The 10488-nt window shown below is 73.2% G+C and carries 10 protein-coding genes; 5 read left to right on the top strand and 5 right to left on the bottom strand.

Annotated elements, in window-relative coordinates:
- On the bottom strand, positions 1–959 hold a 959-nt coding region (locus tag ACSLTV_RS26245), incomplete at its 3' end, for an ABC transporter substrate-binding protein (protein ID WP_435612998.1).
- Between the two features lie 287 nt (positions 960–1246).
- Between ACSLTV_RS26245 and ACSLTV_RS26240 the strand changes: the two genes are divergently transcribed.
- From ACSLTV_RS26240 to ACSLTV_RS26225, 4 genes are read left to right on the top strand one after another with little or no spacing between them, the layout of a single operon-like run.
- Positions 1247–4357, top strand: a complete 3111-nt coding sequence (locus tag ACSLTV_RS26240; RefSeq protein ID WP_435612997.1) for an ATP-binding protein — start codon at positions 1247–1249, stop codon at positions 4355–4357.
- Positions 4354–4854 (top strand): roadblock/LC7 domain-containing protein, encoded by a 501-nt coding sequence (locus tag ACSLTV_RS26235; protein ID WP_432135813.1) that lies wholly within the window; start codon positions 4354–4356, stop codon positions 4852–4854. Before ACSLTV_RS26240 ends, ACSLTV_RS26235 begins: the two co-directional genes overlap by 4 nt.
- Before the next feature lie 48 nt (positions 4855–4902).
- A complete protein-coding gene (locus ACSLTV_RS26230) occupies positions 4903–5343 on the top strand; it encodes a DUF742 domain-containing protein (protein WP_432156299.1) in 441 nt (146 codons plus the stop codon).
- A complete protein-coding gene (locus tag ACSLTV_RS26225) occupies positions 5330–5932 on the top strand; it encodes a GTP-binding protein (protein ID WP_432135815.1) in 603 nt (200 codons plus the stop codon). The genes ACSLTV_RS26230 and ACSLTV_RS26225 overlap by 14 nt, the downstream gene beginning before the upstream one ends.
- 130 nt (positions 5933–6062) lie before the next feature.
- Here the strand turns inward: ACSLTV_RS26225 and ACSLTV_RS26220 are convergent, their stop codons facing one another.
- From ACSLTV_RS26220 to ACSLTV_RS26210, 3 genes are read right to left on the bottom strand one after another with little or no spacing between them, the layout of a single operon-like run.
- Entirely contained in the window at positions 6063–6731 is a 669-nt protein-coding gene (locus tag ACSLTV_RS26220; RefSeq protein WP_432135816.1) for an ABC transporter permease, read from the bottom strand.
- A complete protein-coding gene (locus tag ACSLTV_RS26215; protein WP_432156300.1) occupies positions 6728–7402 on the bottom strand; it encodes an ABC transporter permease in 675 nt (224 codons plus the stop codon). Before ACSLTV_RS26215 ends, ACSLTV_RS26220 begins: the two co-directional genes overlap by 4 nt.
- The gene (locus tag ACSLTV_RS26210; RefSeq protein ID WP_432135818.1) at positions 7399–8529 is read right to left on the bottom strand and encodes an ABC transporter ATP-binding protein; all 1131 of its coding nucleotides are present in this window, start codon (positions 8527–8529) and stop codon (positions 7399–7401) included. Before ACSLTV_RS26210 ends, ACSLTV_RS26215 begins: the two co-directional genes overlap by 4 nt.
- A 542-nt stretch (positions 8530–9071) precedes the next feature.
- Here ACSLTV_RS26210 and ACSLTV_RS26205 point away from each other — a divergent pair.
- A complete protein-coding gene (locus ACSLTV_RS26205) occupies positions 9072–10076 on the top strand; it encodes a lysylphosphatidylglycerol synthase transmembrane domain-containing protein (RefSeq protein WP_432156301.1) in 1005 nt (334 codons plus the stop codon).
- Position 10077: 1 nt separating this feature from the next.
- On the opposite strand, the gene msrB is transcribed toward ACSLTV_RS26205, so the two are convergent.
- On the bottom strand, positions 10078–10485 hold the full coding sequence (gene msrB / locus ACSLTV_RS26200; protein ID WP_432135820.1) for a peptide-methionine (R)-S-oxide reductase MsrB: 408 nt from the start codon (positions 10483–10485) through the stop codon (positions 10078–10080).
- Between the last annotated feature and the right edge of the window lie 3 nt (positions 10486–10488).

Genomic DNA, 10488 nt, shown 5'->3' with positions numbered 1-10488 from the left:
CAGCCCAGGCCGGCCGACTTCAGCCACGCCTTGGCGACGTCCAGCGGGTCCTTGTTCTCCAGCTGCACCTGGGAGTCCAGGTCCAGGAGGGTCTTGGTGTCCAGCTTGGCGGAGACGGCGTTGAGCGCGTCGACGCCCTCCTGGGACAGACCGCTCTTGTAGACGAGCGGAGTCACGTTGGCGAACCCGAAGAGGTTCTCCGGGTCCTGCAGGACGACGAACTTCTCCTTGGTGATGGTCGGGTCGGTGGTGAAGATGTCCGCGGCCTGCACGGTGTTCTTCTTCAGCGCGGCCTGGGTGAGCGGGCCGCCGGCGTCGAGCGCCTTGAAGGACTTGAACTTCAGGCCGTACACCTTCTCCAGACCGACCATGCCCTGCTGCCGGGTCTGGAACTCGGGCGATCCGCCGAGGATGAGTTCGGGCGCGACGTCCTTGAGGTCGGCGAGCGTCGAGTCGGCGGTGAGCTCGTACTTCTCGGCGGTCTCGGCGTTGATCGAGACGGAGTCCTTGTCCTCGGCGGGCGACGACTCCAGAAGGGTCAGCTTCGGGTCGAGCTTGGCCTTCGCCGCCGCGTTCACCGCGTCACGCGAGGTCTGCTCGGCGTCCGGGTCGAGGTAGGCGAGCAGGGACCCGTTGTACTCCGGCAGGACGGTGATCGAACCGTTCTTGAGCAGGCCGTAGGTGGTCTCACGGCTGCCGATGTTCGGCTTGTAGGACACCTTGATGCCCTTGGCCTTGAGGGCCTCGCCGTAGATGTCGGCGAGGAGGATGCTCTCCGCGAAGTTGTTCGAGCCGACGACGACGGTGCTGCCGTCCGCCTGGCCCTCGTCGAGCGGGTTGGAGGCCGTGTCGTCGGAGGAGCTGCATCCCGCCAGCAGGGCCGCCGCCGCGGCCAGGGCGACGGCCGTCGCGCCGGGGTGTCTCCGGATGGACCTGCTGCGGTGGGCGTTGGAAGTCACAATTCCGTTCCGGGCTATGGGGGTCTGTGAAGAACGCAGTCCCCGATCCAATCCAGCCGCTTCTCGATCAGTCAAGAGCGGTCGTGTTAACGATTCCCTTCGTACAGGGCGGATCGGCGACCGAGGGACGGCGAAGGCGCTTCGTAATTGATTCTTGACGTAGGGCAACGTGCTCGCGTGTTCGAAGAGACGATAGTCTCGCCGCAGTTGGCGACCTCAGCATCGATCACAGACGGTCACAAGCGTGCAGTGCGCGCGGTGCCGCAGCAGTCCACGAAGGAGGCCCGGTGTCCACGAAAGAGGTGGACGCGCCAGCCCGGCCGGCACCCTCGTCCGTACGCCCGGGCCTGCGGGCCTTCGCCGACCGCTGGCCGTTCCAGCGCAAGCTCACCCTCCTCGTCGGCGTGCCGCTGACGGTGATCGCGGTCCTGCTCGCCTACCTGATCACCGACCTGGTACAGGACTCCGACCGGGCCGAGGAGGCCGCCCAGCTCGCCCGCGACAGCGCGGAGGTGGCGCGGCTGGTCTCCCTCATCGAGGCCGAGCACCAGCAGGCCATCCTGCTGTCGGTGCGTCACCAGGCCGCCTTCGACGGCGGCACCCCGTCCTCCGACCCGTACCGCGTAGCCCAGATCACCGTCGACAGCCAGATCCGCACGGTGCGCGAGACGTTCGGGGACCGGCTGCCGGCCGGCGAGGCGAGGGCGCTGAAGGAGATCGAGGGGCTGGCCGGTCTGCGCGACACCGTCGAGCAGGGCTATCTCCCCGCCGACAACATCGATCCGGCGTACTCCGGCGCCGCCCAGAGCCTGATCGACGGGCTCGGCCTGGACCGCAACTCCGCGCTCGCCACCACCTTCACCGGCAGTCTGCTCGACTCGCTGCTGCGGGCCGACGCCGCCCACGGCGCCTACGAGACCGGCGTGTTCTCCGCGCTCACCGGCGACTCCAACGCGCTGATCGAGTACACCGGCGCGGTCGGCTCCCACAAGCTGTACATGTACCAGGCCGACCGCTTCGCCCGGTTCGCCACCGAGGCGCAGGCCGAGCGGCTCGGCGGCATCGAGCACAACGCGGCCCAGGCGGTCATCGGCCGGCACTTCGCCGAGCTGGCGGTCGACCCCAGCGCGCTGCAGGCCGAGTCCACCGACGAGATCCGGGTGGCGCTGCGCAACGCGCTCGGCGCCTACGGCGACTACCAGCAGCAGGCCGAGACCCGGCTGGAGATCACCGGCGCGCTCATCGACCAGATCGCCGACCGGGCCGAGGGCGCCGCCACCAGCGCGCAGTGGCGGGTGGGGCTGCTGCTCAACCTCACCCTGCTCGGTTTCGCCGTGTGGATCGGCTTCTCCGTGCTGGTGCGGCGCTCCGTCATCCGTCCCGTGCTCGCGCTCACCGCCGCCGCGCAGGAGGTCGCCGACGTCGCCGGACGCGAGCTGGCGCGGGTGGCCGACGACGACGCCGAGGAGAGCGGGCCGCCCCGGCTGCGCGAGCTGCCGGTCACCGCGGACGACGAGATCGGCGAGCTCGCCCGGGTGTTCAACAACGTGCAGACCAAGGCGGCGGCGCTGCTGGAACGGCAGGTGCTCAGCCGGCGCAACGTCGCCGAGATGTTCGGCAACGTGGGACGGCGGGTCAGCAACCTCACCTCGCGGCAGCTCTCGCTCATCGACGCCGTCGAGCGGGGCGAGACCGATCCCGCGCTGCTGGAACGCCTGTACTCCATCGACCACATCGCCGTGCGCCTGCGACGCAACGCGGACAGCCTGATGCTGCTGGCCGGCATCCGCGAGACGGTCCTCGACGCCGGCCCGACGGCTCTCACCAACGTCGTTCGGGCCGCGCTCGGGCAGATCGAGGACTACCGGCGGGTCCGACTGCACGCCCGGACCGAGGTGATGGTCGAGCCCGACATGATCGGCGACCTCACGCTGATGGTGGCGGAACTCCTGGAGAACGCGGTGTCGTTCTCCCCCGCCGGCAGCCCCGTCGAGGTCACCGTCAGTGCCGGGGCCGAGGGGGCGTCCGTGGTCGTCGCCGACCACGGCCTCGGCATGAGCGCGGAGCGGCTCGCGGAGGAGAACGCCCGGCTGGTCCGCCGCGAACGGCTCGACCTGGTCCCGACCAAGGTGCTCGGCCTCTTCGTGGTCGGCGCACTCGCCCGCCGCTGGGAGGTGGGGGTCGCGCTCTCCCGCACGCCCGGCGGCGGCGTCACGGCGGAGGTCGCGATCCCGGCGTCCCTGCTGCCGTCACCGGACGGGATGGCGGCGGCCACGCGACCGGCGGTCACGGCCCCAGGCGCGACGGGGCACCCGGCCGCTGCCGGGGACTCCGCGTTGGCGGGGAACCCCGCGCCGGGCGGGAACCTGGCGTCGGTCGCGGAACACACCGGGCCGGCCCCCGCACTCGCGTCCGCCGAGAACACCGCGGCTGCCGACCTTCCCCAGTCCGCCGGAGCCTCCGCGTCTGCCGGAGGCCCCGAGGTGGCCGCGAGCCCCGCGCCGGCCGAAGCCGCCCGGTCCGCCGAGAACCCCGTCCCCGTCACCGGTCCCACGCCCTCCGTGCCGACCGTCGGTGGAGAGGCGGGAGGACTGCCGCGTCGTACGCCGCGCCGGGAGGCCGGTACCGACCCGGTGGAGACACCGCACGTCCCACGAGCGCGCGGCGAGGAGGCACCGACCGGCGGCACGACCGAAGAGGCACCGGCCGGCGGCACGACAGGGGCACGCCCGTTGCGCCGACGGGTGCGGGGGGCGACCCTGCGGGCGACGTTCGACGCGGGCACACCCCAGCACGACCGCCACGCACCGCGCCCGGCCGACGCGGACATGGTCCGCACCACGCTGGAGGAGTTCGAGGCCGCGGTGGAACGCGCCCACCGCGACACGGCGGAGATCCCGGTCGACCGGCTGCGGCGACAAAACGCCGGGCGGCAGGGCACGGCCCCCGGCACCGGCGGCACCCCACGGGCCGGAGACGCACCTCCCACCGGCGACACAGCACGGACCGGAGACGCACCGGGGACGGGAGAGGCACCGGGGACCGGAGACGCACCGCGCACCACCGATCACACCGGCACCGACACCGACACCGGCACCGGCACCGGCACCGGCACCGGCACCGGCACCGGCACCGACCACGCCATAGCGCCCCCGCCCGACCATCCTCCCCTCGCCCACCCACCGCTCGACGCCGACGCCCCCGGCCCCGACACGGCTCACACCCGGGCCGACGCACCACCCGCCCCGGGCGAGACCGCTTCGGGCGAGACCGCCCGCCCCGACGACACTCCGCGCACCCCCGGCGCCGCGGCCCGCCCCGAGGGCGCGGCGGGCGGTTCCGGCCGGGACGGTGCCACGCAGGACCAGAACCACCATCCGGAAGGAGCCGAGCAGTGAGCACGCCGAAGGGTGACGCCCCGACGGGCGACGCCACGCCGACCGATCTGCGGGCCGCCGCAGCCGACTTCACCTGGCTGCTCAACCGTTTCGCCACCGAGACCGCCGGTGTCGTGGACGCCATCGCGGTGTCCTCGGACGGGCTGCTGATCGCCGTCTCGGAGCTGCGTGAGCACGCCGACTCCGAGCGGCTCGCCGCGATCGTCTCCGGCATCACCAGCCTGGCCGCCGGCGCCTCCGGCAACTACGGCCTGGGCGGTCTGAACAAGGTCATCATCGATCTGGAGGGCGGCCATGTGCTGGTCTCCGCGATCGGCAGCGGAGCCGTCCTCGGCGTGGTCACCGACAAGGAGGCCAAGCTGGGCAACATCGCCTACGAGATGACGGTGTTCGCGAACCGGGCCGGCGCCGCCCTCAGCCCGCAGCTGGTGCTGGAGCTGAAGAACTCGGTCACCGCCGCCCAGAACCAGGCCAGAAGCAGGACCCGACTGCGCTGAGGCCGGCCGGCCCGACGAGCGAGCAGCAGAGAAGAAGAGGAACCACCGATGGCGGACGGCCGTATCCCCCGCGGCACCGGCGGGGACGGCGCCGCCCCGGACGGCCCCGCCCCCGCCGTACGGCCCTTCCTGGTCACCGCCGGCCGGGTGGCGGGCGCGGACCGGGCCGCGCCCAGCCGGCCGATCCCCGTCGAGACCCAGGTGGTGACGACCACCGCCGGGCTCGCCGCGCTCGACCGGCTCTCCTTCGAGCAGCACGACATCGTCGCCGCCTGCCGTCGGCCGCAGTCCATCGCCGAGATCGCGGCCCGGCTGCGGCTGCACCTGAACGTGGTGCGGGTCCTCGCCGAGGACCTGCGCGCGGCCGGGTGCCTGACGGTGCATGTGCCCGACTCCGGCGCCACCCACGACGCCTCCGTCCTGCGCAGGGTTATCGATGGCCTGCGGGCCATCCCCGACTCCCGAGGGGTACACCGTGACACCGACTGACCCGACCGCCGTCGGCGGCGCGGCCGCGATGACCGCCGTACGGCCGCCGCTGCCGGTGAAGCTGGTGATCGCGGGCGGTTTCGGCGTGGGCAAGACCACCACCGTCGGGTCGATCTCCGAGATCGAGCCGCTGACCACCGAGGCGGCGATCACGGAGGTGGCGGCGGGCGTCGACGACCTCACGCACACCCCGCGCAAGACCACGACCACGGTGGCGATGGACTTCGGGTGCATCACCATCGACCCCACGCTGAAGCTGTACCTGTTCGGCACGCCCGGGCAGGAGCGGTTCGGGTTCATGTGGGACGACATCGTGGAGGGCGCGGTCGGCGCGCTGGTCATCGTGGACACCCGGCGGCTGGACGACTGCTACGCGGCCGTCGACTACTTCGAGCACAAAGGCATCCCGTTCGCCGTCGCGATCAACGCCTTCGACGGCCACGTCGAGCACACCCTGGACGAGGTCCGCTGGGCGCTCGACGTGGCGGAGGCCGTCCCCCTCCTGGTCTTCGACGCCCGTGAGCGCGGCTCGGTGCGCGACGCGCTGCTCGTCGTACTGGAACAGGCCCTGCACCGCGCCGAGAACTGAACAGCGGTCCGCGAACGGCCGCCGGCACGGCGTCCCGCGGGAGCCGGCGTGCCTCCCGGCCGCCGCCTCCCACTGCCCGACCGCCCCATGCCCGACGCCCCGTGCCCACCCCGTGCCGGCGCCGGCTGCCCTACGCCCGGTGCCGTACTCCCCGCGACACCGCCGTCCGGGCCACCGCCCAGAACACACCGAGGGTGACCAGCGCGAGCGCGGCGACCAGTGAGGCGCCGCCGACGACCTTCTCGTAGTCGCGCTGGTAGAGCCCGTCGACGATGTAGCGGCCGAGGCCGCCGAAACTGACGTACGCGGCGATGGTGGCGGTCGAGACGATCTGGACGGCGGCCGTGCGCAGACCGCTGAGGATCAGCGGGAGGGCGGCGGGGAGTTCCACCTGGAACAGCACCCCGGCCTCGCTCATACCCATGCCCCGCGCGGCGTCCACGGGCGCCGGCTCGACGGAGCGCACCGCCTCGTACGTCGTCACCAGGATCGGCGGGACGGCGAGCGCGACCAGCGGGACCATCACGGGGGCGAGGCCCAGGCCGAGCAGGATGAACATCAGCACCATCAGGCCGAAGCTGGGCAGCGCGCGGCCGACGGTGGCGATCAGGGCGAGGGTGTTGCCGCCGCGGCCGGTGTGCCCGGAGACCAGGCCGACCGGCAGGCCGACGGCGGCGGCGATGCCGAGCGCCATCAGGGTGTACCGGACGTGTTCCAGGACGCGCGTGGGGATGCCGTCGTAGCCCTGCCAGTGGGCGCCGTCGCCGAAGAAGGCCGAGATGTGGTTCAGGACGTTCACCGGGCGGCCCCCTTCGCCACGAGCGGGCGGGTACCGCGCGGCATCCAGGGCGTCAGCAGCACCCGCAGCACGATGAGCACGGCATCCACGGCGACGGCGAGGACGGCCGTGCCCACGACGGACAGCCACACCAGGCGCGGCTGGTCGTACTTCAGGCCGGCGTCGAGCATGTTGCCGAGGGCGCCCTGGTTGCCGATCAGCATGCCGACGCTGACGAGGGAGATGCTCGACACCGACGCCACCCGCAGCCCGGCGATGATCGCGGGCGCCGCGATCGGCAACTGCACCTGGACGTAGCGCCGTACGGGCCCGAAGCCCATGGCCGTGGCCGCGGCCAGCGTCTCCTGCGGCACGGAACGCACGCCGTCCACGATCGCCGGGACCAGCACGACCAGGCTGTAGAGGGCCAGGGGGATCATCACCGTGAGTTCGCTCAGGCCGGTGTAGTCGATGAGGACGACGAAGAAGGCGAGCGACGGGATCGCGTACAGCACGGTCGTCACCCACAGCACCGGCGGGTACAGCCAGGTCAGCCGGACGCAGACCTGCGCGACGGGCAGCGCCACCAGCAGCCCGGCCAGCACCGGGATCAGCGCCTCGCGCAGGTGGAGGGCGACCAGATCGAAGTAGCCGTACTGGAGGTAGCTCGGCATGTCGAAGAGTTCGCTCACAGCGCCACCTGCTCACCCCGGGTGTTCTCCGCGTGGGCCCGGCGGATCGCCTCGGCGATGGTCTGCTGCGAGACCACCCCGGCGGCCCGGCCCTCGGCGTCCACGGCGACGGCCCAGCCGGTGGGCGAGAGCACCGCGCAGTCCAGTGCGGCGCGCAGCGAGTCGGTACCGGCGGCGAACGGCCGTCCGCACGGCAGGAGTCGGTCCGCGCTGACGTCTCCGGCGGCCAGGTCGTGGGGGGCGCCCCAGCCGAGCGGCCTGCCGTCCAGGTCGGTCACCAGCAGGTACGGGGTGTCGCCGGTGTCGCGGGCGGCGATCTGCTCGGCGGTGGCGTCGATCGCGACGACCGGCGCGGTCAGCAGCTCCAGCCCGTCGGCGGAGAAGAAGGACAGCCTGCGGATGCCGCGGTCGGTGCCGAGGAAGTCCTCGACGAAGGCGTCGGCGGGGTGGGAGAGCAGTTCGGCGGGCGGCGCGTACTGGGCGAGGCGGCCGCCGGTGCGCAGCACGGCGACCGTGGTGCCGATCTTGACCGCCTCGTCGATGTCATGGGTGACGAAGACGATGGTCTTGCCCAGCTCCTCCTGGATGCGCAGGAGTTCGTCCTGGAGTCCCTTGCGGACGATGGGGTCGACGGCGGAGAACGGCTCGTCCATCAGCAGCACCGGCGGGTCGGCGGCGAGCGCCCGGGCCACGCCGACGCGCTGCTGCTGGCCGCCGGAGAGCTGGTAGGGGTAGCGCCTGGCGAGGGAGCCGTCGAGGCCGACCCGCTCCATCAGCTCGCGGGCGCGGGCGCGGGCCCGCTCCTTGCCCCAGCCGAGCAGCCGGGGCACGGTGGCGATGTTGTCGAGGATGGTGCGGTGCTGGAACAGGCCGGCGTTCTGGATGACGTACCCCATCGACCGGCGCAGGGTGTTGACGGGCTGTTGCCTGCTGTCGACGCCGTCGATGGTGATGGTGCCCTCGGTGGGCTCGACCATCCGGTTGATCATCCGCAGGGTGGTCGTCTTGCCGCAGCCCGAGGGGCCGACGAGCACGGTGATGGAACGGTCCGGGATCTCCAGGGAGAGCCGGTCGACCGCCACCGTGCCGTCCGGGTACCGCTTGGTGACTGAATCTATCCTTATCAAGACGCCGAATGCCCTTCGGGTTTGGCAGAATCCGCCCGCTCCTGACCACGTCGTGCACGGGCCGTTGCGGGGAGAGTCTAGACCGCGCAGGGTACGGCCGCCGGGACCGCCGGCAGGCCCTCGCTGTGCAGCACCCGCCGTCCGGCGTCCACCGCGTACCCCTCGCAGCCCTCCCCGGCGACGCCCGGCCCGCCCGGCCCGCCCGGCTCGCCACAGGCGCCGGCCTCCCGGCGCGGCCGACAGGTCGGATGCGGCTTCGCGGGCCCGGTCTCCCCCGCGGCCGTCCCGCCCCCTGCGCTGTCCGTCCCCGCCGGGCGGCCCCCGGCGGGGACCGGTCGGGGGTGAGTGGGCGGCCGGTGGGGCAGAAACCTTCTTGGGCGCGTCGCTGTCTCGTCGGCCGGGCAGCCTCGCGGTCGCTCCTTCGGCGCGCGGAGCGGGCTCGTGGCGGCTTGCGTCGGTGCACCGGAGGGGAGCGAGCCTCCCCGTGCGGGCACGGCCCTGTCCGATCCGCCGCGGCCGCGACGCGGAAGGACGACTGCGCCGTGACCCCGCCGCCGCTCGACGACACGACCGCGCAGCAGCCGGCCGCCGCCCCGGTCCGCCCGGCCCGCCCGCTGTCGCCCGCGGCGCGGCACGCGGTGAGTCTGTTCCCGCTGCTGGTCCTCGCCGGGTGGGCGGCGTTCGACCGGCGGGCCGCCCGTGACGGTGTCGCCCGGCTCGCCGGCGCGGACCCGTGGTGGCTGCTGGCCGGGGCGGGCTTCACGTTCCTGGGCTCGCTCGCCGCCGCGTGCATCCGGCAGGGCGCGCTGCCGGACCGTCTGCCGCCCGGTCTGCTGATCGCCTCGCAGTTCGCCGCCGGCGCCGCCAACCACGTCCTGCCGGCCGGCCTGGGCGCCCACGCCGTGACACTGCGCTTCCTGCGCCGACAAGGCGTCCCGCTGGCCCGGGCGACCGCCTCCATCGCCCTGTACTCCCTGGTCAGAGCGGTCGCGAAGACCCCTGTGGTGCTGGTCTTCCTGCTCGCCGCGCCGCACGCCGTCCGCCCCGAGGCACTGCTGCCGCAGGGGCGGGCCCTGCTCATGGCGGTGGCCGGCGTGCTGCTCGGTCCGGCGGCGGCCGTCCTGGTCCTGGCGGCGGTCCCGCCCCTGCGCCGCCCGGCGCTGGACGCCGTGCGCACGGCCCTGACCGACGTACGCCGGCTGCACACCCGTCCGAGCCGCTTCCTGCCCCTGTGGGGCGGGGCGGTCGCGGCGCCCCTGATCCAGGCGGGCGTCGTCGCCTCGGTGGGCACCGCACTGGCTCTGCCCCTGTCGTGGGCCCAGCTGGCCTTCGCCTACCTCGCGGCGAGCACGGCCGCGGGCGCGGTCCCCGCACCGGGCGGCATCGGCCCGCTCGACGCGGCCCTCGTCCTCACCCTGGCCGGCTACGGCGCCCCGCTCCCCCTGGCCACCACCACGGTCCTCGGCTACCGCGCCCTGACCGTCTGGCTCCCGCTGCTGCCCGGCACGCTCGCGATGTCCGCGATGGTGCAGCGGGAGGCGCTGTGAGTCACTCCCCGGCGGGCCGGAGCCGCAGCGAGATGCTGTTGATGCAGTACCGCTGGTCCGTCGGGGTCGGGTAGCCCTCGCCCTCGAAGACGTGGCCGAGGTGGGAGCCGCAGCGGGCGCAGCGGACCTCGGTGCGGAGCATGCCGTGGGAGCGGTCCTCGATCAGCTCGACCGCGTCGCTGTCCTTCGGGTCGTAGAAGGACGGCCAGCCGCAGTGCGAGGCGAACTTGGTGTCGGAGGTGAACAGTTCGGCGCCGCAGGCGCGGCAGGAGTAGACGCCCTCGGTCTTGGTGTCGGTGTACTCACCGGTGAACGCGGGCTCCGTCCCGGCCTGCCGCAGCACGGCGTACTCGGCGGGGGTCAGCTCCGCGCGCCACTGCTCGTCGGTCTTGTCGACGTCGTACGACATGTA

The sequence above is a fragment of the Streptomyces sp. bgisy159 genome (genome assembly GCF_965341775.1).
In the GTDB taxonomy this organism is placed as follows: domain Bacteria; phylum Actinomycetota; class Actinomycetes; order Streptomycetales; family Streptomycetaceae; genus Streptomyces.
This window is presented reverse-complemented; position numbering and strand designations above follow the sequence as displayed.

Excerpts from the sequence above, each read along its gene's own strand:
- ACSLTV_RS26230 (WP_432156299.1), top strand. The coding sequence starts at position 4,903 with ATGGCGGACGGCCGTATCCCCCGCGGCACCGGCGGGGACGGCGCCGCC.
- msrB (WP_432135820.1), bottom strand. The coding sequence starts at position 10,485 with ATGTCGTACGACGTCGACAAGACCGACGAGCAGTGGCGCGCGGAGCTG.